Below are 24,679 nucleotides of genomic sequence, written 5' to 3'. Positions count from 1 at the left end.
GGCCCCCTCTAGGTGCTGGTGCTGGTGCTGGTGCTGGTAGTTCGCAGGATGAAGGTCTGTGACGTGCCGAACATGCCGTCCTGCTGCGGTCTGATGTTCGGGTGACTCAGCAGCCTCATGGCATCGCCGTGACTGAGCCAGCCGCCGTGCTTGCGGCCGTTGTCGCGCACGACCGTCCAGGCCTTGCCGCCCGGCATAGCGGCGAACAGGTAGGACCTCGGCTCGTAGAGCATGCTGAGCGCCTTCTGGTAGGTGAGGTGTTTCTCGGCCATCGCGCACCCTCACAGCTGATCGAGGTCTTGCAGCTCGGTTTCGCCGGCCGCGATGCGCATCAGGCGGCCATGCGCCGCGCTGGCGTCGCGCAGATCATCGACGACCAGGCCGAGCTGCCAGTCGAGCCAGGCCACGGTCTGCTTGGCGTTGGCGGTTGCGGTCTTGTGCAGGTGATCAAGCGCGCCGCGCGCATTGTCGATCGCGGCCTCGGCGGCGGTCAGGCGACGGCCGATACGATTGAAATGGCGGTCGGCATGCTTGCGTGTCACGCCGCTTGTCACGCGGCGTGCTGGTGGAAGTTTAAATCTTGCCATAGGCGCACGTCTCCTCGTTCCCGGCGCAGATGGCTGCGCGGGTTGCTATGTCGGCGCGGAGGAGGGTTGAAACGTCGCCTTGCTGGCTGTAGATGTGCGGACGGTGATCGCGCACGCTATGTGCCAGGCAGGTCCGTTAGGCCCCCTCGCGGGCCTGCTACTTCTCCTCCATCTCATCGAGCCATTGCTGCACGGCGGCCTTCCGGTAATGCGGCACGCGGCCGATCATCGTTGCCGGCGGCCCGTAACCGCGACGGCGCCACTCGAACAACGTGCGGGTCGTCTTGCCGAGATGCTCGGCCAGCTCGGACTCGCTGTAGTAGTTCTGGATGAGAGGCGACGCGGTCTGCAGCATCAGGCGGGATTCCATTGAGGTGTGCGGAAACCTGCGCCTGTCGCGAGCGCGCGTCCATGCAGACTATCGGGCCCGATTTTTAAGTGTAACTTTTCGGGGGCGATTTTTTACGGTTGCCGAAACGCCTTCATCGTCTGGACTGCGTGCAGCCAGGTCGAGCAGGCCTTCTCGACGGTGCTGTCGCTGACCCCGAACTTTTCCGCTGCGTCGAAGATCGCCTGGGTCCTCGACCGATGGGCGCGCAGGCTGTTGTAGACGTGCACGGCAATGTCTCGATCGCGGAGATGGTGCGACCGCTTCTTATTTCGCACGCGCTCCAGGCGGTACGGCAGGCTGTCGCGGTTGTCCCACCTGATCATGTTGCCGATCAGGACCCAGAGCCCGCGCGGTGCACGCCTAAGACCCTGGGTCACTGCCCAGACCAGCCTGCTGGCGGTGCGCCCGTCCTCGGATTCGCTCCGGGCGGCGCCATCGAGCCAGTCGTAGACCAGCGCCAGCTCGGCCTCGTTGAGCGGTCGTGGTCCAGCGTCTTCATATAGCGGATGCGGAAAGACCAGGATTTCGGCGTCGTCGGGCATGGAACGCACCTCGGAACCACAGCGCACAGCGCACAACAGCGGACTTTCCCTAGGAAGGGTATGAGAAGCTATCTATACCCCTCTATAGGAAAATGCGCTGTCATGCGCTGTGTGCGCTGTGGTCGGAGTCCAACGGCAGCCCCCATCATGCTATAGCTCCACTCATGCCGGCCCTTCACAACCCTAAGTGGGAGCGCTTCGCCATCAACGTGTTCCAGAGCACGAAAACCCGCTGGTCTCTCGCCAGGTGCTACGAGGAGGCCGGATACAAGGCGGTGGGACACAGCAGCGAGATGGCAGCGTCCAGGTTGATGAAGAATGATGAGGTCCGCATGCGCATCGCCGAGCTGGGTAAGCCTGTAGCCAAGAAAGCGGGCGTTTCGATCGAGCATCTCATCACCCGCATCGAGGCCGCCATCGCCGCCGCACAGGCCGACGGGGCGCACGGCGCGGTCGCGCAGAACCACGCCCTGATCCTGAAAATCATCGACATGGTCGAGGAGCGCGGCCGGGCAGAGGAGATGCAGTTTGGCGGCGCCTCGACGTCGGCCGAGATCATGCAGCAGATCATCGACGAGCTGGGCCCGACCGAGGCGATCGAGATCGCCGAGCACATCGTTGAGGCCGCACGGAATCGCCTGGCCGAGCAGGCCGTGGTCATCTCCTGAACTTTCAGAAAGCAACAGAACTGAAAGTAATCGCTTGCCCCTTGTTCTGCAGAGGCTTACAACTTTCATATTGCTAGCTTTCAAAAAGAGATGAGCGATGGCGAAGGTCGGGTATGCGAGGGTTTCGAGCCGAGGCCAGGACTACACGGGCCAGGTCGAGAAACTTAGAGCCACCGGCTGCGGGCGGGTCTACTCCGAGAAGGCCTCAGGCAAGAGCACGGACAGCCGCTCGCAGTTCAAGCGCATGATGAACGACCTACTGCCCGGCGACACGGTGGTCGTTGCCAAGCTTGATCGCCTGGCCCGCTCGACCCGCGACTTGGCCAACATCCTGCACGACCTCGACCAACTCGGCTGCGGCCTGACCTCGCTGGGCGAGACCTGGTGCGACACCACGACCGAGATTGGCCGGCTGATGATCACGATCATGGGAGGAATCGCTGAGTTCGAGCGCGGCCTGATCCGCGCCAGGACTGAGGAGGGCATTGAGCGCGCCAAGTCGCTCGGGACCAAGTTCGGCCGGAAGGCCAAGCTGTCGCCCGAGCAGCGCAGGAAGGCCGCCGAGCGCTACGCTGCCGGCGAGACGCAGGCCGAGCTGGCGCGTGCCTATGGCGTTTCTGAGCCGACGATGTACCGGGCGCTGCTGTGATCGGCGCCCCTCCGCCCCCTTTTCACCCAGGGGAGCCGTCCGGCGGGTGGGGAGCCGCCGGTGTGGCGATCGAGCGCGTTCATCGGGACCCATGGTGCGCAGTTGGCGTGCTTGCGGAACACTGGTGCTCGCGCTAGCCTCCTGCAACCTAGAGGCGTGGATCTGCGAATGAAAACAATTGGGCGACGTTCTGTTCTAATTGGCGGTATTGCCGCTGCCGCTTTCAGAAGTGCGGCGGTGGAAGCGCAAACTGACAAAGGCGAGCCAAATTCAACGACACCTACGCCGACACCAGCACCGACTTCTTCACCTCTTTGGACAAAGCATGGCATTAGCGAACAATTGCTCTACACCACGATAATGCTGAACACGGTCGATGCTCACGGAAACACGGGATCAGGCACCGCATCGATAATCCAGTTGTTTACTCAGCAGGAACGTGGAGTCCACGTTCTACTGACCAACAAACATGTTGTGGCTGGAGCAGTATCCGTCACTCTGAAATTGACCCGCAGAAGACCTGATGGTTCTCCCGATCAGGAGCAAACGGAACTACTACAGCTATCGGACATGCAGAATTGGCTGCCCCACCCTGATCCGGCGGTCGACTTGATCATCTACCCGTTCTCTAACATCGCGCAGCGTCTAGAAAGCGAGGGACGTCCCATCTTCTATGTCGCACTTCCCGATAATATTATTCCGACGGACGAAGCGGTTGGTAGCCTGTCGCCGCTGGAGGACGTCGTTGTCGTCGGATACCCGGATGGCATCTCTGATGCTGCGCATAACATTCCGGTGCTCCGAAAAGGTATAACCGCATCCCCCGCATTCTTGGACTTCGACGGGAAGCGGGAATTTTTGATCGATGCGGCTATTTTCCCTGGGTCCAGCGGCTCGCCCGTGTTTCTCTACAATCAGGGCGCTTGGTTGAACCGTGACAACCAAGTGCAGTTTGGTACAAGAGCGCTGCTGCTGGGAATTGTCTGGGGTGTTCGATTACACACTCAGCCAGGGCAAATTGCGATCATTCCTGCTCCTACGCAGCAAGCGATCACACTTACCAATTTGCCCAACAACCTAGGCATCTGCATCAAATCCTCCAGGATACTCGAATTTGAGCCAGAGATTGTTAAGCGAGGCTACAAAATCCCGGATGGATATAAAATGCGCGCGGCGCCAAACTAGGGCATTGTACTCATAAGTCGAGGCCGGCTCGGATCACGGACTTCGCTGTCCGCTATGCTCCCGACGGGAGCGAGAATGCGGACTTTGCCGTAGGTCCGAACTGGGCCAGAAGGCGACATCGCCGGCTGGCTGAGGGGGGCCTCACTTTTTGATGAAGGGGGGCTACCGCTGCAGCGCCCCGGCAATCTCGGCCACTATGGCCTGAGCCTCGCCCGCGTCCTTGCACGAGACCGTCGCCTTCCCGCCGGACACGAACAAATCTAGATGAGGCGGGACGCGATCACGCTGCATGTATCTCCACGGCCGGCGCAGTCCTGGCGTCCTTAGCTGGCATCAGGTCACGCAGATCCTCGACCGTCAGTGCCTCGATCGCGATGCAGGCGAGCTGCAGCCAGTCCTGTTTGCCAGAGCTACGCATCGCGTCCGCGACTCGCCGGATCAAATCCTGCTCCGGCCTTGCCGGGCGCGGGCCGTAAAAACCAGCGCGCAGCGCATCGCCGCGAACGCGATCAGCAGAAGTGCGCTGCTTTGGCTTGGGCCCTCGCGCTGCCGGCTCGGTCCCAGCCTTCATGTGCGCGACAATCACGTTGGGATGGTTACAGTGACGCTTCGCGGCCTCGCTTAATTCATCTCGCCATCGCACGACCTCGGCCTTGTGCTCGGCGATCCAGATAGCACTGAGCCGCTCGTGGGTCTCCATGTTGAAGCCGTTGGCGTTGAGCCATTGCCGCCAGTGTGCCCGATAGGCCGGCGTCTGCAGCGAGTTGCTCCCCGCCAGCTTCAGACACTGGCTGCGGCCGACGAGCAGCGCATCGCCAACCGCGAGATAGTCCTCGAATAACCGCTTGGTGCCGGCGTTGATGCGCTCCAGCGCGGCGCGGCCTGCGCTGACGATGGTGGCCTGCTCACTCATGCGGCGCTCCCGATCTCAGTTCGCGATCAGCGTGCCGAGTTCCGGACGCGCGGCACGCTGCGGCAGCGGCACAGGCCGTGGCTTCGGCCGCTCAATCTGGACGGCCACAGGCGGCGCGCCCAGGGTTATTCCTGCGACTTCGCCTAGGACGACCAGTGCCGATGTGTCGTTGTCCTCGACCACGACGAACGGCATCCGCGCCGCAATCGCGTTGATGATGTCGACCATGGTGCGCTCGGCGTCTGGCCTGTTGATGTGCGGAATCTCCTGGGTCACGCCGGATCGAAAGATGACGGTCAGGACCGAGCTGGTCATCATCAGACCCCCTGCTGCAGCGCTGTCAGCTGGGAGAATCCGCTCGCGTTCTGCGTCAGCCGCCATGCCGCGATCGGCACCGTGCTGATCGCGCCGACGAACGAGACCGACGAGGCCGCCGGTCCGCCGACCTGGGAGGCCTGCAGCACGGTCAAGGTCGAGCTGGAGAAGGTCGAGCTGGGATCTTGCAGCGTGACGTCGATCTGACAGGTACCGTTTAGGCCAGACAGTGTGGCCCGAAAGCCGACCTGCTGCGGCGGCACACTCCACCAATTCGTCAGCTTCCACGGCGATGAGCCGGACGATGAAAGCGTGACTGTGATCGGCTGTGCCATCGTGCCGTCTCCGTCAGAGCCCTTATCAATGATTGTTATCTGACAATTAGTTGGCAGTTCGCGTGTTCATTGCGCGCGTCGCCCGCCGAGTGATAGCATGTTCTGACCAGCTGCTCAAAGCTTCATGATGGAGGCAGATAATGGGCACCACGCGACGGCAGACGATCGCAGACAGAATTTATGCGGAGCGCGAGGAGCACGACCGCGCCTATGCCGACTATCGCAAGACCGGCAACACTAAGCGCATCAATGCGAGTGACCGCCGGATGGCGCGGCTGCAGCAGGAGCTGACGAACGCAGGCGACAACCTCTATATCGCTCCGGGCAAGTAGGCTGCGGTGGGCAGCAAGGACAGCCAGACCAGCAACACCCATCAGAGTCAGACGGAGAGAACACCATGGCATGGACGTATGAGAGTATCTTGGCGACCCAGGGTCAGCGGCTGGAGGCCGAACGCGCCCAGGCGCTGGCCGAATTGGAAGCCGCCCGAATTTATGAGGATGTCAGTCTCATGAACACGGCCTCCGATGCTCTCCTGCGCGTAGATCGCGACTACGCCCAGCTCTCGCGCTACGCCAACAACATGGCTGCGCAGCAGCAGATGCCGCGCAACCAGTTTGGCTTGAACGATGACGAGGTTGCGATCGCGCGCACGCTGGGCGAGACGCGCCAGGATCTGACCGACGAGCAGCGCGAGCAAATCTATGCGCAGAATAAGGCGCGGTACCACCAGATGCGGCGCGATGGAACCTATCGCGACGACCAGGGCACGGTCCGGAGGTAGCCATGCCGATCAGCTATGGTAGCGGTGCGCCTGAAGTTATCAGCTACAGCTTCCAGAACCGCGATGGCTCCAAGACCAGCTACAACGCGATCAGCAATGGCCGCAACCAGTGGCGCTGGGACAGGCGCGATGAGGGCGGCGAACTGGTCGCCTCCGGCGTCATCGCCAATTCCAACAAGTGGCAAGCCACGCTGCACCTGACCCAACAGGCGATGCGCGATCATGACCTCGACCGCCAGCCGACCCGATCGTCGCCCGTGCGCGACCGGGTCGTTAGCGTCGATGAGAACGGCCGCGTGGGCGCCGCGACCATCATGCCGAGGAGGTAATCACCATGAGCAGCTACCTGATGAGGGGCGACGTTCTGAAACCGCAGAAGCCCAACGGGTTTTCGCGCGAGCGGTCAAACCTGCAGGAGTGGTCCGACATCGCGTCCGAGCACAGCCAGACCGCGACCAGGGCGAAGGACGGAGCGGTCAAGCTGCCGTCAACCGGCGGTCAGCCGAAGTTGCGCAGCACCAGCAGCCCGCCGCGCGGGTTCGACGGCAGTGATCCCTACAAGCGTGCGAAGGAGGATCTCAACTACAAAGGTAGCGGCGGCAATTATATGCCGGGCGTTCGGCGCGGCAGTCGGTGAGCCATGGCCAAGCGGCGCACGCAAAAAGTTGTGCGAGGTTACAAGAGCGGTGGCGCCATCCGTGACGACGGCCCGCTGCCAGGCTTTGGCCGGGAGCTGGAGGAGCCGGTAGCGGCGGCCAAGGCGCCGGCAGCATCGGACAGCACCGACGCCATCCGGGCCGCGATCGAGGGGCAGCGCAGGGCCGAGGCATTGCACGCCGACGCGATGCTGCGATCAGCGACGCAGCAGCCGGAACCAGCGCCCCAGGTGATGACTCTGGAAGAGCAGGTCGCGGCGCAGCCGTGGTCTGACCGGCGCAAAAGGTTCGTGCTCGAACATCGCGACATCCTGCTGGCGCCGCAGAACGCCGAGGCGGTTCAGGACTACATGCGAATGGCCAAGCGTCGCGGCATCGTGGACGAGGAGGAGTTCGACCGCTTCGTCGTTAGTGGCGTGCGCTTCGAGCAGTCCGCGCGCGACCACCACCTGGAGGAGGCCCGAGCCGCTGCGGCTTCTCCGGCGCCTCCGCTAGCCCGCCAGGAGGCCTTCCGGTCGCCACCGATGCCGGCGGCCACTTCGGCGGCAATGCCGGTCGCCGAAGTGGAGGTGCCGCGCCGCTCGATGCCGATGGCCGCGCCGGTCCAGCGCGAGGTGCCGACCATGAGCGGCAAGCCAGCGTCCGGCTCTGGCCAGATGCACTTGACCGAGGAGGAGCGGATCATGGCGCGAGCCGCCATCCCCGATCGGCCGGACATGCCCAAGCTGACCGACGCGCAGAAGGAATTTCTGTACGCCAAGAACAAGCAGAAGTATCACCGCATGGTCGCCGATGGCACCTATGACCAGCAGAGGCAGCGATGACGGAGCGCGAGCGCGAGTTGTGGACCTTCACGCGCTCCAGGCTGCGCTACCTGGGCGAAGCAAATCCCTACGATCCGACCGGCCGACCGCTCGGGATCGAGGACATCGTCGCCATGGCCGTCGATCGCTTCGGCCCCGAGGCCGCGTGCGAGCTGCGGCAGAGCCTCCACATCACGGTGCACTGATGGTGTCGTTCAAGCCGCAGCACCAGGGCCAGGAGCACCCAGGCATCGCCAAGGCCGACGGGCTGCTGCAGGCGCCGCTGTTGACGCTCTCGATCATGCAGCGCGCGGCGCCGGCCGATCGGCCGCGCTATCGCGCGAAGGTGCGCCAGGAGCTGCAAGACGCCGTCGACCTCGTCATGAAGCTGGCCGACGAGTTCGGCCAATGACGCGCACCGACCGTAGCCGGGGGATGCCGGACTACGTCCCGCTGGCGCTGCGCCGGGAGCGGCCGGATGACAGGCTCGACGCGAAGCGTAAGGCGATCCAGTCGCGCAAGGAAAAATTCGAGGCGCTCAACACCTTTGTGACAGAGGACGGCGGATGGGTTGTAAGCATTCCTGGCGAGCCGCTTGTCACGATCGAATGCACGGAACGCTCGAATTTGCCGGAGAAATTGCGGGATCTCGGCTATGAGCTGCACGAGGTCGACCGTCGCGAGCGCATGATTTCCAATGCGACGACCAAGGAATTTGCAACCTCGTGTCACAGAAAAATCCGCACGCTTTCGCATGCGGGTTTGGTGCCTGTGATCGCCTATTCCTTCGAGCTATGAGTCCGTTTTTGGACACCCCTCGCGCCCTGCCGGTGCCGTTTCGGGCGGCCATTTAGGGCATAGCGGATGTAGGGTGCGAGGTTCAATGAACTTCATGCAACTCGCGCGCGGCCATCCTCGGGTTCGCCATAGGAGACGACTATCTACTCCATCGGTGCTTGGAGTAAAGGTTATTCGGGCGCGTTCTGAGACGTACTTGGCCTCGCGACGTTCAACACCCCGCAAATCATTTTTTCATCACCGTAGCGCAGAACAGCATAGATCACCGTGGGTTTAGGAAATTCTAGAGGTTCATCCATGCGAACACGTCCACTAATACTGCCGTAGATCAGCCCTCTATTTCTTGCGTTCGCGATAGCTCGATCAATTAGATCGCGCGGGGCAGCTCGCTTGATCTCCTGCACAATATTGGTTTCGGAAGCCTCCAAATCCATGACCAGCGGCTTATCGTAGTTGCCATTCACATCAAATTTCACTCGAAAATAGCATGTCACCCTCGGAAAAACAGAAGGGAAGTCTGGAACGTGAATCGTGTCCCCCATCATGCCGATGATGGTTGTTCGCCCCGCTGCTTCTTTACGGACGTCTTCACAAAACAGAGCGAATGCGCTTATGCCTTCAATCATGCCGCTTCTAGATCAAGTTCATAGTCGGTTTCATCAGAGCAAGCCTCTGCGGCTTGATCAGTTAGAGCATAGTCTGTCGTGGTTTTTAGCGTCGACTGCTCAGAGCTAATGTTTTGCCCTGCAGCTTGCTGGTCTAGCTCCACAAGTTCGATTATCGCTTTGCGGCCCATCGCCAAGGCCAGTTCGGCAACGCGGCCAAGCGTAATGTCCTTGTGTCCCTTGAGTTCTCGATTGATAACTGAACGATGAACACCGATTTCCTTCGCAATTTCAGTCTGCGTAAGTCCTCTCTTCGCAGTTTCCTCGGCAAAAGCCCTTTGTAGTTTGCGCCGAACGGAGTTCACAAAGCGCCCAGCAACTCGCTTGCTAGGAGAAAGAGTAATTTGAAACGACGTCATTGGGGTTTGCTCCTGGGACGAACTTCGGCTCATCTAAAGACAACTGGTCTCGAAAGTGGGCGGTTTCGCCAGCAAGGCCGTGATACAAGTCGTGCTTCTTAACGTGATCCGCGAACTCAGCCCTCCAGCCGACGAAACAATCCCGGACACGAAACCAACCGAACACGCGGAGGTCGGGTGTTTTGAGCATCCAAATTCCGTCCTTGACATGGGCGATCGGGTGAAACTGCGAACTGTAGTAAAGTGTCTCTCCAGAGCAGAAGACTTCCACGAGTGCGTCCAACTGTTGGGCACAGTCGATTTCGGACGCCCAGCTCGCCTTGAGGGTCGGAAGAACATCTCGTAACCAATCCCGAAGTCGCGGGGAGAGGTATATCGTGCGCCATTCCTGTTCCTGCGGTTCCAATTGGGGATCCAACTTAAACAGGAACTGAGCATGACATAACTCTATAAGTGTTGCCATTTAAGTCAACAACATGGGGATGCAATGGTTACCGATGGCGGCGCATTGTCACATTATTGCTACCGAGGTGAAGTTGACAACCTTTGCGTTTCTTGATTTTTCAATGCTTGCGAAACCATTTTAAGACTTTGAAATTACACTATTTTTTATCGATTGCAGTGTGCTCCGAAGAGCCCATTCGGACCGGTGCCGCACCTTAGCAGGCAGCGTGGCGACATAGCGGCCGGCATCGCCCAGGGTCCGGAGGATGCGGCCATCGGACAGGACTATCTGATCATCGAAGGGGCGGCCCCAGCCGGTGTCCGTCATCATGGGAGCGAGCGGGTCGTCAACTTGACGTCGGGCGCGGCCGTTCCGCGGCGTGTGCCAATCAGCCGGAGATCGGCTCCGCGCCGACCGCATGCGCCGCCCAAGCCGTCCCAAGCGAACCCAGGAAGTCCGGGGGGCCTGATCCGCGAAATGGTGCCTCCTTTGGTGCCTCGGCCTCGCCGATATGCGATTTTCCCGGAGAAAATGGCCTTGATGCCAGGACCACGCGACTTCGCCGTCCGTGACAGGTCGCTCGTCCGCGCAAGCATACGCCCGCGCACGGCCCGCCACGTCCACCGCATTCCTGCCCTACGCAACTGGACGATCCGGAAGCGCCCCTCGGCTGGACAGGAACAAAAAGAGAACATAAACTGATTTGCGTCGTTTGGCAAGCGTGGCGTGTCGCGGACATCGTCGGGTGGGGCGGACCATGCAATTCGAGTTCGATTGGGATCCGGCCAAGGCAGAGAGCAATCTGCGCAAGCACGGCGTTGCCTTTGAGCGGGCGATGAGCATCTTCAGCGACCCTCTGGCGCTTTCGCTGCTGGACGACGACTCTGGCGCTGGCGAGGGGTTACCATGGGACGTATTGCTGCTCATGAGCTGTTGTTGGCCGTTCATACCTATATGGAGCTGGCGGCAGATCGCGTAGCGATCCGTATCATTTCTGTTCGTCGGCCGACCCGGCGCGAAATCCGCTCCTATGAGAATGGATGACACGATGAAGAACGAATACGACTTCTCGAACGCTGAGCGCGGCAAGTTCTTTCGCAAGGGCGCGCGAATGCTGCCTCCGGTGCATCTCGAGCCTGATGTGCTCGATCACCTGACCGGGCTGGCCAGCGCGCGGGGCGTATCGTTGACCGAATTGGTCAACACGCTTCTCAAGGAGGATATTGAGCGGATCGAGGCTGCGAAATAGCTCTTTGGGAGTTTCTGCGAGCACCTCATGATGCCTTCGCGACCAGACTTCCGCGACACGGTTCGGTCGCGCGCGGACCGCGATCCGGCGTTTCGCGAGGCGTTGTTCCAGGAAGCCGTGAGTGCGCTGCTGCGCGGAGAGGTCGATGACGGCCGCGCCGGCCTGCGTGCGTATATCAACGCGACGATCGGATTCGAGGCGTTGAGCAACGCGCTCGGGCGGCCGTCGAAGAGCCTGATGCGCATGTTAGGGCCATCCGGCAATCCCACGGCCGAGAACCTGCTTGGCGTGATCGGCGTGTTGCAGGCAGAGACAGGCGTGCGGCTCGACGTGCGCGTCGTGGCCGCGGAGTGAGTTACTGGCGCGCGGATCAACAAGATCACAGCTGCTCTCAACCAATGAAGAACGAATACGACTTCTCGAACGCCGAGTGCGGCTCGTCGTTGAACGAACTGGTCGCGACGCTCCTCAAGGAGGAGATCGCGCGGATCAAGGCGGCGAAATAGATATCAGGAGCGCCGCCGCCGCTGATCTTGGCAATAGCCGAGGGCCGTCCGTCGCAGGCGACTGCGGCGGATGAGGCTAGTCTCCGCCGTTGCTGTTGGCACGGATATCGCGAGCTTCAATCGGGCGCATACGCGTCCGGGTCGGGACTGCTGCTGGGCGACTTGAACGCGGCGCGTAAGGGGGCCGGCATCGGGTAGTTGAAGTTGATCCCGGTCGGCGGCACGGGTGACTCGAACCACTTCTTGTAGAGCGCCTCGATGGCGGGGCTCTGATAGAGCCCGGCCGTGACGCGATCGGCGATGGCCTTGAACGGCGCATCGTCCTTGCGCAGCATGATGCCGAAAGGTTCGGGCTTGGAGAATGCGTCGCTGCTGATCATGTACGCCGCCGGGTCCTTCGACCGCGCGACGGCGACCGCGAGCTGGACGTCATCGAGCACATAGGCCTGAGCCCGGTCGGTCTCCAGCATCAGGAACGCCTCGGCCTGGTCCTTGGCCGGAACGATGTTGATGCCGAGCTTGCGTTCGACATTGACCTTGTTCAGCTGTGCGATGTTGGTCGATCCGGCGATCGCGACGGCCGTCTTTCCCCTGAGGTCGTCGATCGTCTGGAGCGCGAGCGATTTTTTGGCCGCATAGCGCGTGGCGCTGAGAAAGTGCGTATTGGCAAAGGCCACGAGCTTCTGGCGCTCGGCGTTGTTGGTGGTGGATGCGCACAAGAGGTCGATCGTGCCGTTGGTCATCAGCGGGATGCGATTGGATGACGTCACCGGAACGGTTTCGATCGTGAGGTTAGGAAGCCCAAGCTCCTTTTTGACCGCATCCGCGATCCGGGCGCAGATGTCGAGCGCGTAGCCCACCGGCTTCTGGTTGCCGTCGAGATAGCTGAACGGCACCGACGATTCCTGGAAGCCGATCGATATCCTGTTCGTCTCCTTGACCTTCTGGAGCGTGCCCGTCAGTTCCTCGGCGCCGGCGGCGTTTGCAGCGAGCGCTGCCGTCAGCAGAAGTCCCCAAATGCGCATCAAAACCTCTCCTCGCAGCAATCCTCTTTGCGCGTGCAGCGTTGCACGCGCAGCGACTATGCAGCCTCGCTGCGTCCGGCCTGGATGAAAAGGGATAAAACCGCCTTCTTTCTCATTCCTGGAGGTGATGGATCGCCGCGCCGGGCGTCGTCGCCGGGTTCACCTGTCCTGTCTAACCTTCGAGTTGACGGCCGAAATCGCAGGTCTGGCGCGCCAGATCCGCTACGGCGGCCGCGAAGGCCGAGGGTCTGTCGTTGCGATACATGGCCGCATAGGGCACGGCCGGCAGCGTCGGCTTGACGGGCAGGATGACCAGCTTCTTCTGCTCGAAGAGAGGACGAAAACAGCGTTGCGGAAGATAGCTGATGCCGAGGCCGGCCACGGCGAGCCCGACCAGCGCAGTCAGATTGTCGACTGAGATGGCGCGCTTGAAGGAGACGCCGTTGGCCGCGAGCCATTTGTTGACGAAGAGGCCGGAGCCCGAGCGACGGCCCTGCATCAGAATCGTATGATGACCAAGCTCGTCGAAATCGAGGCTCCGGCGCGATCTGACCAGGCCGGGGCGCGCCGTCCACACGTTCTGCACTTCGGCAAGCCGCACTGACGTCACCTCCGGGTCAGAGAAGACGTCCGGGATGACGACGAGATCGAGGCTGCCCTCGATCAGCCGATCGTAGAGGCTTCGCGAGGTTTCGACTTCAGGCTCGATCATCACCGCCGGATGGGCTTCGCGAATGGCCGAAACCAGACGCGGCAGCCATGTCAGCGCTGACAGCTCCGTCGCCCCAAGCCGCAGACGGCGCGCCGGTGACTGCCGGCCGTCCTTCAACTCCAGGATCTGGTCCTGCAACGCCAACATCTGTCGGCCAAGAGCAAGGATCTGCTCGCCACGTTCGGTCAGACGAGCCCCGCGCTGGCTGCGATCGAACAGCGGAACGCGCGCTGAGGCCTCGAGCTCCTGGATGCGCTTCGAGATCGCCGATTGCGTCGTGTTCAGCTTGGCTGCGGCGCGTTCGAACGTGCCGAGCTCCGCGATCCAGTTCAAAGCTTCTAGCTGCTTCAGGGTGACCATGTTCGCATTCAAAAAAGAGATGGATCGATATCTCCATTTATCGGTTTTCTGAATTCAAGACGAGTCCTACACCGCCGAGGCGGGGCGCCATCGAGCGACGATCTGGACTGTGCAAGACGGGGAGCGAGAATGGGTGAGGGACAAGCGCAGCCTGGTGCGCCGATCGATGTGGCGGTCGTCGCCGCGTTCAAGAGCGTTTCCACGGCCGTGATCAGTGACAACCTTCAGCGGTTGCCTGGTGCAGCCAGTCTACGGCCATTCTATACGGGCTCGCCGATGGCCGGGATCGCGCTGACCGTGAATACGGCGCCGGGGGATAATCTCTTCATTCATCGCGCGCTCGATCTCATCACGCCTGGCGACGTCCTCGTCGTCAATGGCGGCGGCAACGAGACGCGGGCATTGGTCGGCGAGATCATCGCCGCCATCGCGAGGGAACGCGGCGCGGCCGGGATCGTCGTCGACGGCGCGATCAGGGATTCCGGCGTGCTGATGAATTCCGACTTCCCCGTGTTCGCGCGTGCGGTCAATCACCGGGGCCCCTACAAGAACGGTCCGGGTGCGATCAACGTGCCGGTGTCGATTGGCGGCATGATCGTCACGCCAGGCGATCTCGTGGTTGCCGACGCCGACGGAGTGGTCGCTTTCGCGCCGGCGATCGCATCCGAACTGCTCGAGTCCGCTCGCGCGCAGGAACAGCGTGAAGCAGAGATCCTGGCGAGCATCCGCGCAGGGCGCTATGCCGGTGCCTACGCAAAATAGGCGTCCATTGCGGTCGTCCGCACGAGCCTCGGCGGTATGCGGGACCTCGTCCTTGTCGTCCCGGATGTCGCTTCGCTCATCCGGACTACTTACATGCCGACGGCACCTCGCTCAGCAATACCCGTACACGCCGCACGCGTAGGGCAGGCGGAACATGTAGTTGGTGTAGCCTTCGCCGCCGTAATAGGGGCCCTGGTAGTCGTAGGAGAAGGCGCGGCCGTAATAGCCGGGCAGCTCCTGGCGGCCGAACAGCAGCGGCGTCGAGGGCCACATCGGGGAGATGAGCGAGTCCTGGTCCCTGACGACGACGACCGTCGGCGGCGGCGCTCTCACGGCGCGGCGGGCCTTGATGTGGACGATCTTGTCGTGGACGGCCGGCAGGTCGGCTGCGAGCACGACGCCGTTCGCCGCGATGGCCGCCAGCAGCATCATGATCACCAACGTTCGCATCCTGCTCTCCTCGACTTCTGTTCGGGTGGCGTCGGCGCTTCGCGATACATCCACCGCTGCTTTCACGCGGGTCCGGAAGGCGATTCCATGGGCGGCAGGATGAGCCGGGTATGGTTAACGAAATCCTTCCGGCGTCCGACAGTTGGCTGCAATCATCCGTAGAAGGACGGGCATTTTCAGCTTTTGTTAAGTTCTGCGGGTGCAAGCTTACTGCTGCCGGCGATTTTGAAGGTCGGCCGAATGCAGCCCGGCCGCTGCGTCCGGGCGCGAAAATCTCTGCTGCATTTCATCAGAGTCTCAGACCAGAAGGTTTCGAGCATGTCGGTGATCATGTTTTCGGCGTCGGCGCGCCAAAATCTCCAATCACGGACCGGCTCAGTCAACGCTGAACTCGCTGCCATCGACGAGGGCGCCGCAGGACTGCAGGCGCTGTCGGCAAGCCGGCTGATCGCGGCCTCCGCGCTGCCACTGGCCGGCCAGATGCACGCGCGCCTGTTGCGGCTGATGAGATGATCACCTGGAGTTAACGAGGGCGCGGTCCGAGAAGCCGGCAACGGCCCGGCCGTGGGACGAAGGAGAGCGCGGAAGCCCAGGGGGCCGCCCGCGCTCTCTTTGTTTTCGGGGCCGCTTGCTGTCTCAGCCGTCAGTTACTCGTCATGCGCGGGCTTGTCCCGCCTGCGGGGCCGAAGCCCCTTCGGCGCGGCGACGGCCCGGGCAGCCACGTCGTCATTGCCGGGGCAAAGACATGAATGGCCGGGACAAGCCCGGCCATGACGTGGTGAGGGATGCGCTCGTCACGCCGCATGTCGACGCGCGGCGCGATCCGTGGAGCGAAACGCGCCTTACGCGCTCAGCGCCTGCTCGAGGTCGGCGATCAGGTCTTCCTTGTCCTCGATGCCGACGGAGATGCGAACGATGTCGGGGCCGGCGCCGGCCTTGATCTTCGCTGCGTCGTCGAGCTGGCTGTGCGTGGTCGAGGCCGGGTGGATCACCAGCGAGCGGGTGTCGCCGACATTGGCGAGATGCGAGAACAGCTTCAGGTTCGACACCAGCTTGACGCCGGCGTCGTAGCCGCCCTTGAGCGAGAAGGTGAACACGGCGCCGGCGCCCTTCGGGCAGTATTTGCGGGCGAGCGTGTGATATCTATTCTCGGGCAGGCCGGCATAGTTCACCGCGGCGACCGCCGGATGGCGGTTGAGAAATTCTGCGACCGCCTTGGCGTTGTCGCAGTGCTTCTGCATGCGCAGCGGCAGGGTCTCGATGCCGGTCAGGATCATGAAGGCGTTGAATGGCGACAGCGCCGGTCCGAGATCACGCAAGCCCAGCACGCGGCAGGCAATGGCGAAGGCGAAATTGCCGAACGTCTCGTGGAGCCGGATGCCGTGATATTCGGGACGCGGCTGCGTCAGCATCGGATATTTGTCGCCGCTGCCGGCCCAGTCGAAGGTGCCGGCATCGACGATGACGCCGCCGATCGAGTTGCCGTGGCCGCCTAAGAACTTGGTCAGCGAGTGCAGCACGATGTCGGCGCCGTGATCGATCGGGCGGATCAGATAGGGCGAGGCCAGCGTGTTGTCGACGATCAGCGGCACGCCCGCCTTGCGCGCCACCTGCGCGACCGCCTCGATGTCGGTGATGGTGCCGCCGGGATTGGCGATCGACTCGATGAATACAGCCTTGGTGCGTGGGCTCACCGCCGCCTCGAAGCTCGCGACGTCATCGGTGTCGGCCCACACCACGTTCCAGCCAAAGCTCTTGAACGCATGCGTGAACTGGTTGATCGAGCCGCCGTAGAGTTTTCGCGCGGCGATGAACTCGTCGCCGGGGGACAGCAGCTGCTGCAGCGCCACGACCTGCGCGGCATGGCCAGAGGCCACGGCCAGCGCGGCGGTGCCGCCCTCGAGAGCTGCGACGCGCTCCTCGAGCACGGCGTTGGTGGGGTTGCCGATGCGGGTATAGATGTTGCCGAACGCCTGCAGCCCGAACAGCGAGGCGGCGTGGTCGGCATCGTTGAACACGAACGACGTGGTCTGATAGATCGGCGTCGCCCGCGCGCCGGTGGTGGGGTCAGGCTGGGCGCCGGCGTGAATGGCGAGGGTGGCAAATCCCGGGGCACGGTCGGTCATGATGTTTCCTCTTGGCTTGATCCCTCGCGCAGCGGCGCCGGCTGATGCAGGGATGGATGATGGGAGACGGTGTCGATAGCGCGCCGTCGTGCGCCTCCGCGTCATCCCGGCGGGGACATTTGCCACCAGCCAGGATGCCGTCAAGGCTGGCGGCGATAATCAGTCGGATTTGAAATGCGTTGCTGTGTCGCGCCGTCGTCGCGACACGATCCTTTCGCAGATGCGTCAGGAGGGATCGCTTCTGTCCTTCGCGGCGCGGTCGGCCGCTGCCGTCGTGCCGCCGCCGACGCTGGTGCGGTTTAGCGACAGCCGCATGCCCTGGGTCGGGATCGGCGCGCGCTTGGCGCTGATGGTGCGCGAGTTGACACCCATCCAGGAGATCTCCGACGACAGCCGGCCATATTCGATCTTGGGGCAGCGATTCATGACGACCTTCAGCCCAGCGGCCTCGGCCTTTTCGGCCGCCGCATCGTCACGCGCGCCGAGCTGCATCCAGATCACCTTCGGCAAGGGCTGCAGCTTCAGCGCCTCGTCGACCACGGGCATGATGTGCTGCGAGCTGCGGAAGATGTCGACCATGTCGATGGGACGGCCGATGTCGGCGAGCGAGGCGACGAACGGCCGGCCCATCAGGCTCTTGCCGACATGGCCGGGATTGACCGGGATCATGTCGTAGCCGCGCTGCACCAGATATTTGAAGGCGAAGAAGCTCGGCCTGATCTCGGACGGCGAGGCGCCGACCATCGCGATGACCTTCACGCCGTTGAGGATGCCGCGGATGTAGTCGTCGGGATAGGTGTCGTGATTCATGGGGGCACGTTTCTATTAGTTATATCGGGCATCGTCATTCCGGGGCGCCCGAAGGGCGAACCCGGAATCCCGAGCTGAGTTCAGCAATCTCGAGATTCCGGGTTCGATGCTTCGCATCGCCCCGGAATGACGAAGTTATTGATGCCGTCATTGCGAGGGAGCCAACGGGTCCGCGCGAACGCGCGGCCCGATGACAGGCTCCGCGACGAAGCAATCCAGGGGCTCGGGTGGAACTCTGGATTGCGTCCGCCTTCGCCTTGCAGGCTTCGGCCGACACGCCGCTGCGCTCGCAATGACGGAGGAGAGAGCGGCGGGCGTCACTCATCCCGCCAGGTCGGAGTCCGCTTCTCGATGAAGGCGCCGATGCCTTCTTCCGCGTCGCGGGCGAGCATGTTCTGCGTCATCACCTCTGCCGCATAACGATAGGCGTCGGCAAGGCTCATCTCAGCCTGGCGGTAGAATGCTTCCTTGCCGAGCTTGATTGTATAGGCGGATTTGCGCGCCACTTGTTGTGCCAGCGCAATCGCCGCGTCGCGTTCCGTTCCGGCTGCGACCACGCGGTTGACGAGGCCGATGTCGCGGGCGCGTTCCGCCGGAACCGGCTCGCCGGTCAGCAGCATCTCCATCGCCTGCTTGCGGGGCACGTTGCGCGACAAGGCCACCATCGGCGTCGAGCAGAACAGGCCGATGTCGACGCCGGGCGTCGCGAACGACGCGCGCTCGGAGGCGACGGCGAGATCGCAGCTCGCGACCAGCTGGCAGCCGGCTGCGGTGGCGATGCCCTGCACGGAGGCGACGACGGGTTTCGGCAGATGCACGATTCGCTGCATCATCGCGCTGCAGGCGTTCATCAGCTTGGCGAAGAAGGCGCGGCCGCGGTCGGCATCGCCGCGACGGGCGGTGAGCTCCTTGAGGTCGTGACCTGCGCAGAATGCCGGACCATTGGCCGCGATCACCACCGCGCGCACGGCCTTGTCGGCACCGATCTCGGCCAGCGCCTGATGCAGCTCCGCGATCAGCGGCTCCGACAGGCTGTTACGCTGTGCCGGCCGGTTCAGCGTCAGCACGGCGACGGCGCCGGCCATCTCGCGCGCGAGGATCGGCGCGTCGGCGGCATTGGCGGGGGCAGGGGCGGACATTGCGATTTCCGGTTGGCGATTTCCGTTTGGGCGCTGGATCGCGGCTAATGTAACAGAAGGCAACGCGACAGAGCAGGGGGAGACATGACGGCGAAGATGACCATCGCGGAACTCGAAACGTTCCTGCACGCGGAATTTCCCCAGGCTTTCCGCACCGGCGGCGACATCAGCATCGAGAGCGCCGACGGCCGGAGCTGCCGGATGCGCCAGCGCTTCAACGAGCGCATGCTGCGTCCCGGCGGCACGGTCTCCGGGCCCACCCTGATGGCGCTGGCCGACTTCGCGATGTACGTGGTGCTGCTGTCGGCGATCGGCCCGGTCGGTCTTGCCGTGACCACGAATCTCAACATCAACTTCCTGCGCAAGGGCGCGGCCGGCGCCGACGTGCTGGCCGAGGCGCGGCTGCTCAAGCTCGGCAAGCGGCTCGCGGTCGGCGAAGTCACGCTATTGTCAGGGGAATCGCCTGATCCGATCGCCCACGTCACGGCCACCTATTCCATTCCGAATGCGTGAGGTTTTCGAGGGTATTATTGCACCATATTTATAACCCCATGTTTTCGTTGGCGTAATTTTGCGCCGATGGCGTTGACGAATGCGGGGCGCTTCTCTAGAAGCTGCGACCAGTTCGGCGCGTCATCCGCGCCGCATTCTCCCTGTCACGGATATCTCTCATGAAAACCTTTTCGGCAAAGCCGGCCGAGGTCCAGAAGAAGTGGGTCGTGATCGACGCCAAGGGTCTGGTCGTCGGCCGTCTCGCTACGCTGGTCGCCATGCGGCTGCGCGGCAAGCACCTCCCGATCTACACGCCGCACGTCGACTGCGGCGACAACGTCATCATCGTCAATGCCGCGCACGCCGTCCTGACCGGCCGCAAGCGCGAGCAGAAGGTGTACTACAAGCACACCGGCTATGTCGGTCACGTCAAGGAGCGCACCGCGCGCCAGATCCTCGAGGGTCGCTTCCCCGAGCGCGTGATCGAGAAGGCCATCGAGCGCATGATCCCGCGTGGGCCGCTCGGCCGCGTGCAGATGGGCAATCTGCGTGTCTATGGCGGACCCGATCATCCGCACGAGGCGCAGAACCCCGAGAAGATCGACATCGCCAAGTTGAACCGCAAGAACACGAGGGCCGCATAAGATGGCCGAAAGCATCCAGTCTCTCGATCAGCTGTCGCAGCTCAAGGGCGCCGTCACGGCTCCCGACGCTCCGAAGTATGAGAAGAAGGTCGACAAGTTCGGCCGCGCCTATGCCACCGGCAAGCGCAAGGACGCGGTCGCCCGCGTCTGGATCAAGCCGGGCTCCGGCAAGGTCACCGTCAACACCCGCGACATCGAGGTCTACTTCGCCCGTCCGGTGCTGCGCATGATGATCGAGCAGCCGATGGTCGTCGCCGCCCGCAAGGGCCAGTACGACGTGATCTGCACGGTCGCCGGCGGCGGCCTGTCCGGCCAGGCCGGTGCGGTCCGTCACGGCCTGTCCAAGGCGCTGACGAACTTCGAGCCGGAGCTGCGCGGCGTCCTCAAGAAGGGCGGCTTCCTGACCCGCGACTCGCGCGTCGTCGAGCGTAAGAAGTACGGCAAGGCCAAGGCCCGCCGCTCCTTCCAGTTCTCGAAGCGCTGATCTCCTGGCTCCGGCTGCGGCCGGATCCCTTGCTCTCCAATACGAACGGGCGCCCTCGCGGGCGCCCGTTTTGTTTTGCGTGAGGCCTGTGCGGATCAGGCGCTGGCGCGGCGCGCCGTCAGCCATTGGTTCGGTGCCAGCGGCTTCGACACCACGCGGACCTCGCCGATGCTGCCGATGAAGCCGTCCGCCGGTGCGCGATCCCACCAGCCGCAGCCGAGTGCCCAGGGCTGCGACGCCGCCGTCGAGGCGATGCCGTTGCCGCCGATGACGCTGCGCACGACCGGCGCGCCCTCGATGTAGAGCACGGTCGAATTGTCCTTGGGATCGTTGACGATGGCGAGGTGGTACCACGTGTCGAGCATGATCTCGCCGGACCAGTCGGTCTGCGGCTGCAGCGTCGCACTCGACGGTACGATCTCCCACTGCACCTCGCGCAGGTTCGAGATCGCAAACAGGATCGGCGGCGATTCCGGGTCGCCGCCGGCATAGCCGGGCAGCCAGCCGCGGTTGCCGAAGCGGGTGAGGATGTTGCACCAGGCGTGGTCGCTGGCTTTCCAGTTCGGATCGATCTTGATGAAGGCTTCGACGGTATAGCCGGATGCGAACGTTGCCGCGTTGATCGGCGCGTTGGCCGCGGTCGTGAACCAGCTGAAGCGGCCGGCGCCCTGCTTGGTCGTGTTGAGGAACTGCATGCTGCCCGGCGCCGAGGACAGGCGATGCTTGTCGGCGGTGAAGGCGACGTCAGCCACTTGAGCTGCGCCCGTGAGCGAGGCGCGCTGCATCGGGTTGGCGGCGGTGAGGTCCGGCAGTGCAGTGCCGGCGGCCACCGCCTTGCCGATCGCCGACGAGGCGATCCGCCAATGCGCAACCGTCTCGGCGATCAGCGGATAGTCCTGCTCGTTCGCCGGCGGCACCACCACCGGCTCGGGCGCCTCGGTGTAGTTGGCGTAGAGATCCTGCTTGACGCGCGGCAGGATCGGCGTGCCGGCGAAGGCCGGCAGATGGCAGAAATTGGTGAAGCGGGCGAAGCGGCGGCGGAAGTCGATGGGAATGGTGAACTCGTGATTGTCCTCGGTCAGCCAGGCGCGGTCGAACTGCTTGAGGCTGTCCTTCGGCTTCGCGACCACCCACGGTGAGAACGAGGCGACGTCGATCTTGTTGCGGGTGAAGTCGAACTCGTAGAGCCGCATCAGGCCGTTGCCGCCCTGATAGGCCATCTGATAGTCGACCACCATCTGGTGGACCGGATTGTGGAAGTCGTTGATCTTCGTCAGCAGCGCGCCGCCATGATAGTGGCCGTTGAGGGTCATGAAGATCTGGTCGTTGCTGCGGATCAGCTTGTCCCAGAGATACTGGCCGTAGGCGACCTCGAGCGGGCTCGTGCCGTCATTGGCGATGTTGAGCAACTGGTGATTGGCGAGGATGACCGGCAGCATCGGATGGCGCGCGATCATGCTGCGCGCCCAGGCGATGGCATCATCCGAGGCGCGCCAGGACAGCGACAGCACCATGAAGCTGACGCCGCAGGCGTGGAACACATGCGCCTCGTGCCAGCCGGTCGGATGGCGCTCCAGGAAGGTCCGCTGCTTCGCCGCGCGGCTGGTCGGAAACCATGAGAGATAGGGCTCGGATGAGCCGCGCTGCGCATCGGTGCCCGCGCTCTGGCTTGCCGCGCTTTCGAACTCCAGCGCCGACAGCACGTCGTGATTGCCGGCGAGCACCGAATACGGCCGGCCGGCGTTCTCCAAGAGCTTCATCGCGGCATCGGCGACCGCCCATTGCTGCGGATGCTTGGACTGGTCGACGACGTCGCCGAGATGGATCGTGAACGGGATGTGATACTTCGCGGCGTTGTCGACGATGAACTGCGTCTGCGCCGGATAGGGCGTGCTGCCATACTGGCGCTGATAGGCCTGGCCTTCTTCCGACGTTGCATAGCGCGAGTAGAACTGCGTATCGGGGAGGACGGCGAGCGCGAAGCTGGTCGTCACGTGACGATGGTGATGATGCATGCGCCAATGCGCGTGCGCCGCCTGGCCGGGCAGCAGGCTGGCGCCGAGGCCGAGCGCCGAAACGCCCATCGCGTTGCGCAGCAGCGTGCGGCGGTCCACGCCCTGCACCGGCTCCGGACCGCGCGACGGATGATGGCCTGCGGCCGGCTTGTTGTTCGATGAATCGTCGTCGAAAGACATCCTCGTCCCCACCTCGAGCGGCGGATCGCGCCGCGGTCGGGACGTGTTAGGGAGAGATGATCTCAAATTTGAGAAGGTTTCTTATCGTTTCGATGAGTGTTCGCCGCAGGACGGGAAACCATTGATTCCGCACGCGGGGGCGCACAACTATCAATGAAGGGGTGTGTGCCGTGTGCAATCTGGGCGGGCGGTCGCGCGGATTGCCTCGGCATTTTTGAATCCTGTTTGCAGATTTCTTGCGCAGCAATTTGTTGACGAGTTGCGCCGGGCTTTTCGAGAAAACTTGGCATCCCAGGCAAACCTCTTTCCAACAAACCGCCCGCTAGGTTGATCGCGATAAGGCCGCGCTAACCCTGACTTCCCGCGCCGCCGCAGCAACCGAGGTGATCGATGGCGCTTGATAGCATGACGCTCGACATCGTAGCGACCATGGTCGCGGCGCTGCTTGGCGCCATGTTGCTCCATTTCGGTCGACAGGAGAACACGCCGGCGCTGCGCTGGTGGGGGGCGGCCTATATTCTCGGCGCCGTCGCGATCGCGCTGTGGACGCTGATCGGCGAGCTCTATGGTGAGGTGGTGTCGCTGTTCCTGAGCTCCATCGGTCTGATCGCCACCGCCATGGTGTGGAATGCCGCGCGCGTGTTCCACGGCAAGCCGCCGAGCGTGCTTGGGCTCGTGCTCGGCGCGACGGTCTGGATCGCCAGCGGCATGCTGCTCGATGCGTCGGCGCAGGCGCTGCGGCTGACGATCGGCGCCGCGATCGTCGTGATCTACGCCATGCTGACCGCGGCCGAGCTGTGGCAGGAGCGGCGGCGGACCTTGCACAAGCGCTGGCCGGCGCTGATCGTGCCGGTGATGCACGGCTTCGTCCTGATGCTGCCGATCCTGCTCGGCAACATGCTGCGCGATTCCGACGGCGCCTTCGCCGCGGCCTGGGTCACGATCTTTTCGATCGAGCTCGTGCTCTATGCGGTCGGCACCGTGTTCGTGATCTTCATGCTGGTGTCAGAGCGCATCGTCAGCGCCCACAAGCGCGCGGCGACCACCGACCCGCTGACGGGCCTGCTCAACCGCCGCGGCTTTGCCGAGTCCTCCGCGCAGCTCATCGAGCGCGAGGCGCGCGAGCAGCGCCCGGTCAGCGTGCTGATCTTCGACATCGATCATTTCAAGTCGATCAACGACCGCTTCGGCCACGCCGAGGGCGACGAGGTCCTGAAGCTGTTCGCAAACGTCGTGGTCAACAATCTGCGCCTCACCGATCTCTCGGGGCGGATCGGTGGCGAGGAGTTCGCAGCACTTTTGCCCTGTTCGATCGAAGAGGCCATGGTCGCCGCCGAGCGTGTCCGTGAGGCGTTCGCGGCCTCCGGCGTGGTGTGCGAGGACAAGCCGGTCGACACCACCGTCAGCATCGGTGTCGCCGGCGGGCCGGGCGGGACCGATCTCGACGTGCTGCTCGCGGCCGCCGATACCGCCCTCTACAAGGCCAAGCGTTCCGGGCGCAACCGGGTCGAAGCGTCGGCGGAGCTGCCACTGTCGCTCGACCGCTACCGCCGCCAGCGCGCCGCTGCCAGCCTGCCGCAGTCGGGACAGGCGGTGTTGTCCAGCTGAGGCGCGGCTTTCGCTCTCCCGA

36 protein-coding genes are annotated in these 24,679 nt (G+C 63.2%); 20 read left to right on the top strand and 16 right to left on the bottom strand.

Features of this window, described 5'->3' with window-relative positions; genetic code table 11:
* Nucleotides 1-8: 8 nt before the first annotated feature.
* From QX051_RS03850 to QX051_RS03835, 4 genes are all read right to left on the bottom strand, one after another.
* On the bottom strand, nt 9-272 hold the full coding sequence (locus QX051_RS03850) for a hypothetical protein (RefSeq protein ID WP_315775118.1): 264 nt from the start codon (nt 270-272) through the stop codon (nt 9-11).
* Between the two features lie 9 nt (nt 273-281).
* Nucleotides 282-542, bottom strand: a complete 261-nt coding sequence (locus QX051_RS03845) for a hypothetical protein (protein ID WP_315775117.1) — start codon at nt 540-542, stop codon at nt 282-284.
* Between the two features lie 202 nt (nt 543-744).
* Nucleotides 745-942: a helix-turn-helix domain-containing protein gene (locus tag QX051_RS03840; protein WP_315775116.1), complete on the bottom strand. Its 198-nt coding sequence runs from the start codon at nt 940-942 to the stop codon at nt 745-747.
* Nucleotides 943-1,049: 107 nt separating this feature from the next.
* Nucleotides 1,050-1,520 carry a hypothetical protein gene (locus QX051_RS03835; protein ID WP_315775115.1) on the bottom strand — a complete coding sequence of 157 codons (471 nt, stop codon included), beginning with the start codon at nt 1,518-1,520 and terminating at the stop codon, nt 1,050-1,052.
* Nucleotides 1,521-1,684: 164 nt separating this feature from the next.
* Here QX051_RS03835 and QX051_RS03830 point away from each other — a divergent pair, with 164 nt between their 5' ends.
* From QX051_RS03830 to QX051_RS03820, 3 genes are all read left to right on the top strand, one after another.
* Entirely contained in the window at nt 1,685-2,188 is a 504-nt protein-coding gene (locus QX051_RS03830) for a hypothetical protein (RefSeq protein WP_315775114.1), read from the top strand.
* A gap of 97 nt (nt 2,189-2,285) precedes the next feature.
* Nucleotides 2,286-2,837: a recombinase family protein gene (locus QX051_RS03825; protein WP_315775113.1), complete on the top strand. Its 552-nt coding sequence runs from the start codon at nt 2,286-2,288 to the stop codon at nt 2,835-2,837.
* Nucleotides 2,838-3,005: 168 nt separating this feature from the next.
* Nucleotides 3,006-4,022 (top strand): serine protease, encoded by a 1,017-nt coding sequence (locus QX051_RS03820; protein WP_315775112.1) that lies wholly within the window; start codon nt 3,006-3,008, stop codon nt 4,020-4,022.
* 280 nt (nt 4,023-4,302) lie between these two features.
* Here the strand turns inward: QX051_RS03820 and QX051_RS03815 are convergent, their stop codons facing one another.
* The 3 genes from QX051_RS03815 to QX051_RS03805 are packed head-to-tail and all read right to left on the bottom strand — an operon-like array spanning nt 4,303 to nt 5,585.
* Nucleotides 4,303-4,935, bottom strand: coding sequence for a hypothetical protein (locus QX051_RS03815; RefSeq protein ID WP_315775111.1), 633 nt, complete (start codon nt 4,933-4,935; stop codon nt 4,303-4,305).
* Between the two features lie 15 nt (nt 4,936-4,950).
* The gene (locus tag QX051_RS03810; RefSeq protein WP_315775110.1) at nt 4,951-5,316 is read right to left on the bottom strand and encodes a hypothetical protein; all 366 of its coding nucleotides are present in this window, start codon (nt 5,314-5,316) and stop codon (nt 4,951-4,953) included.
* Entirely contained in the window at nt 5,253-5,585 is a 333-nt protein-coding gene (locus tag QX051_RS03805) for a hypothetical protein (RefSeq protein WP_315775109.1), read from the bottom strand. Before QX051_RS03805 ends, QX051_RS03810 begins: the two co-directional genes overlap by 64 nt.
* A 140-nt stretch (nt 5,586-5,725) precedes the next feature.
* On the opposite strand from QX051_RS03805, the gene QX051_RS03800 reads away from it, so the two are divergent.
* The 8 genes from QX051_RS03800 to QX051_RS03765 all read left to right on the top strand — a co-directional run bounded on the left by QX051_RS03800 (nt 5,726) and on the right by QX051_RS03765 (nt 8,626).
* Nucleotides 5,726-5,917 (top strand): hypothetical protein, encoded by a 192-nt coding sequence (locus tag QX051_RS03800; RefSeq protein ID WP_315775108.1) that lies wholly within the window; start codon nt 5,726-5,728, stop codon nt 5,915-5,917.
* Nucleotides 5,918-6,006: 89 nt separating this feature from the next.
* Nucleotides 6,007-6,369 (top strand): hypothetical protein, encoded by a 363-nt coding sequence (locus QX051_RS03795; RefSeq protein WP_315775106.1) that lies wholly within the window; start codon nt 6,007-6,009, stop codon nt 6,367-6,369.
* Between the two features lie 2 nt (nt 6,370-6,371).
* Nucleotides 6,372-6,698, top strand: a complete 327-nt coding sequence (locus QX051_RS03790; RefSeq protein ID WP_315775104.1) for a hypothetical protein — start codon at nt 6,372-6,374, stop codon at nt 6,696-6,698.
* Between the two features lie 5 nt (nt 6,699-6,703).
* Nucleotides 6,704-7,006, top strand: coding sequence for a hypothetical protein (locus QX051_RS03785; RefSeq protein WP_315775103.1), 303 nt, complete (start codon nt 6,704-6,706; stop codon nt 7,004-7,006).
* Between the two features lie 3 nt (nt 7,007-7,009).
* Nucleotides 7,010-7,849, top strand: coding sequence for a hypothetical protein (locus QX051_RS03780; RefSeq protein WP_315775102.1), 840 nt, complete (start codon nt 7,010-7,012; stop codon nt 7,847-7,849).
* Entirely contained in the window at nt 7,846-8,034 is a 189-nt protein-coding gene (locus QX051_RS03775; protein ID WP_315775101.1) for a hypothetical protein, read from the top strand. The genes QX051_RS03780 and QX051_RS03775 overlap by 4 nt, the downstream gene beginning before the upstream one ends.
* Nucleotides 8,034-8,240 carry a hypothetical protein gene (locus QX051_RS03770; protein WP_315775100.1) on the top strand — a complete coding sequence of 69 codons (207 nt, stop codon included), beginning with the start codon at nt 8,034-8,036 and terminating at the stop codon, nt 8,238-8,240. The genes QX051_RS03775 and QX051_RS03770 overlap by 1 nt, the downstream gene beginning before the upstream one ends.
* Nucleotides 8,237-8,626 (top strand): hypothetical protein, encoded by a 390-nt coding sequence (locus tag QX051_RS03765; protein WP_315775099.1) that lies wholly within the window; start codon nt 8,237-8,239, stop codon nt 8,624-8,626. The genes QX051_RS03770 and QX051_RS03765 overlap by 4 nt, the downstream gene beginning before the upstream one ends.
* Nucleotides 8,627-8,796: 170 nt before the next feature.
* On the opposite strand, the gene QX051_RS03760 is transcribed toward QX051_RS03765, so the two are convergent.
* Together QX051_RS03760 and QX051_RS03755 are read right to left on the bottom strand one after the other, a co-directional pair.
* Entirely contained in the window at nt 8,797-9,252 is a 456-nt protein-coding gene (locus QX051_RS03760; RefSeq protein ID WP_315775098.1) for a DUF6941 family protein, read from the bottom strand.
* Nucleotides 9,249-9,650 carry a helix-turn-helix transcriptional regulator gene (locus QX051_RS03755; protein WP_315775097.1) on the bottom strand — a complete coding sequence of 134 codons (402 nt, stop codon included), beginning with the start codon at nt 9,648-9,650 and terminating at the stop codon, nt 9,249-9,251. Before QX051_RS03755 ends, QX051_RS03760 begins: the two co-directional genes overlap by 4 nt.
* A gap of 1,202 nt (nt 9,651-10,852) precedes the next feature.
* On the opposite strand from QX051_RS03755, the gene QX051_RS03750 reads away from it, so the two are divergent.
* The 3 genes from QX051_RS03750 to QX051_RS03740 all read left to right on the top strand — a co-directional run bounded on the left by QX051_RS03750 (nt 10,853) and on the right by QX051_RS03740 (nt 11,698).
* Nucleotides 10,853-11,074 carry a BrnT family toxin gene (locus QX051_RS03750; protein WP_315775096.1) on the top strand — a complete coding sequence of 74 codons (222 nt, stop codon included), beginning with the start codon at nt 10,853-10,855 and terminating at the stop codon, nt 11,072-11,074.
* 69 nt (nt 11,075-11,143) lie between these two features.
* Entirely contained in the window at nt 11,144-11,344 is a 201-nt protein-coding gene (locus tag QX051_RS03745; RefSeq protein ID WP_315775095.1) for a hypothetical protein, read from the top strand.
* A gap of 117 nt (nt 11,345-11,461) precedes the next feature.
* A complete protein-coding gene (locus tag QX051_RS03740) occupies nt 11,462-11,698 on the top strand; it encodes a transcriptional regulator (RefSeq protein WP_409998057.1) in 237 nt (78 codons plus the stop codon).
* A gap of 268 nt (nt 11,699-11,966) precedes the next feature.
* Here the strand turns inward: QX051_RS03740 and QX051_RS03735 are convergent, their stop codons facing one another.
* Nucleotides 11,967-12,875: an amino acid ABC transporter substrate-binding protein gene (locus QX051_RS03735; RefSeq protein WP_315775093.1), complete on the bottom strand. Its 909-nt coding sequence runs from the start codon at nt 12,873-12,875 to the stop codon at nt 11,967-11,969.
* Nucleotides 12,876-13,047: 172 nt separating this feature from the next.
* Nucleotides 13,048-13,947, bottom strand: coding sequence for a LysR family transcriptional regulator (locus QX051_RS03730; protein WP_315775092.1), 900 nt, complete (start codon nt 13,945-13,947; stop codon nt 13,048-13,050).
* 129 nt (nt 13,948-14,076) lie between these two features.
* Between QX051_RS03730 and QX051_RS03725 the strand changes: the two genes are divergently transcribed.
* Nucleotides 14,077-14,709 carry an RraA family protein gene (locus QX051_RS03725; protein WP_315775091.1) on the top strand — a complete coding sequence of 211 codons (633 nt, stop codon included), beginning with the start codon at nt 14,077-14,079 and terminating at the stop codon, nt 14,707-14,709.
* Nucleotides 14,710-14,820: 111 nt separating this feature from the next.
* Here QX051_RS03725 and QX051_RS03720 read toward each other — a convergent pair whose 3' ends face one another.
* On the bottom strand, nt 14,821-15,159 hold the full coding sequence (locus QX051_RS03720; protein WP_315738300.1) for a hypothetical protein: 339 nt from the start codon (nt 15,157-15,159) through the stop codon (nt 14,821-14,823).
* 240 nt (nt 15,160-15,399) lie between these two features.
* On the opposite strand from QX051_RS03720, the gene QX051_RS03715 reads away from it, so the two are divergent.
* A complete protein-coding gene (locus tag QX051_RS03715) occupies nt 15,400-15,672 on the top strand; it encodes a hypothetical protein (RefSeq protein WP_315775090.1) in 273 nt (90 codons plus the stop codon).
* A 329-nt stretch (nt 15,673-16,001) separates the two neighbouring features.
* On the opposite strand, the gene QX051_RS03710 is transcribed toward QX051_RS03715, so the two are convergent.
* The 3 genes from QX051_RS03710 to QX051_RS03700 form a co-directional block, all read right to left on the bottom strand.
* A complete protein-coding gene (locus tag QX051_RS03710) occupies nt 16,002-17,285 on the bottom strand; it encodes an O-acetylhomoserine aminocarboxypropyltransferase (protein WP_315775089.1) in 1,284 nt (427 codons plus the stop codon).
* Nucleotides 17,286-17,510: 225 nt separating this feature from the next.
* A complete protein-coding gene (locus QX051_RS03705; RefSeq protein WP_315738297.1) occupies nt 17,511-18,095 on the bottom strand; it encodes a CoA-binding protein in 585 nt (194 codons plus the stop codon).
* A 317-nt stretch (nt 18,096-18,412) separates the two neighbouring features.
* Entirely contained in the window at nt 18,413-19,234 is an 822-nt protein-coding gene (locus QX051_RS03700; protein WP_315775088.1) for an enoyl-CoA hydratase, read from the bottom strand.
* An 84-nt stretch (nt 19,235-19,318) separates the two neighbouring features.
* Here QX051_RS03700 and QX051_RS03695 point away from each other — a divergent pair, with 84 nt between their 5' ends.
* The 3 genes from QX051_RS03695 (at nt 19,319) to rpsI (ending at nt 20,854) form a co-directional block, all read left to right on the top strand.
* The gene (locus tag QX051_RS03695) at nt 19,319-19,747 is read left to right on the top strand and encodes a PaaI family thioesterase (protein WP_315775087.1); all 429 of its coding nucleotides are present in this window, start codon (nt 19,319-19,321) and stop codon (nt 19,745-19,747) included.
* Nucleotides 19,748-19,905: 158 nt separating this feature from the next.
* The gene (gene rplM / locus QX051_RS03690) at nt 19,906-20,370 is read left to right on the top strand and encodes a 50S ribosomal protein L13 (RefSeq protein ID WP_315711511.1); all 465 of its coding nucleotides are present in this window, start codon (nt 19,906-19,908) and stop codon (nt 20,368-20,370) included.
* A gap of 1 nt (nt 20,371) precedes the next feature.
* Nucleotides 20,372-20,854 carry a 30S ribosomal protein S9 gene (gene rpsI, locus QX051_RS03685; protein WP_172109671.1) on the top strand — a complete coding sequence of 161 codons (483 nt, stop codon included), beginning with the start codon at nt 20,372-20,374 and terminating at the stop codon, nt 20,852-20,854.
* 95 nt (nt 20,855-20,949) lie between these two features.
* Here rpsI and QX051_RS03680 read toward each other — a convergent pair whose 3' ends face one another.
* Entirely contained in the window at nt 20,950-23,049 is a 2,100-nt protein-coding gene (locus tag QX051_RS03680; RefSeq protein WP_315775086.1) for a LamG-like jellyroll fold domain-containing protein, read from the bottom strand.
* Between the two features lie 390 nt (nt 23,050-23,439).
* Here QX051_RS03680 and QX051_RS03675 point away from each other — a divergent pair, with 390 nt between their 5' ends.
* Complete coding sequence (locus tag QX051_RS03675) at nt 23,440-24,657, top strand: GGDEF domain-containing protein (protein ID WP_315738293.1); 1,218 nt, start codon at nt 23,440-23,442, stop codon at nt 24,655-24,657.
* The last annotated feature ends 22 nt before the right edge of the window (nt 24,658-24,679 follow it).

Origin of the sequence: Bradyrhizobium sp. SZCCHNR1053 (assembly GCF_032381235.1) — a bacterium.
Classification (GTDB): Bacteria; Pseudomonadota; Alphaproteobacteria; order Rhizobiales; family Xanthobacteraceae; genus Bradyrhizobium.
The sequence above is the reverse complement of the archived record's forward strand: the minus strand, read 5'-3'. Positions and strand labels throughout refer to the sequence as shown.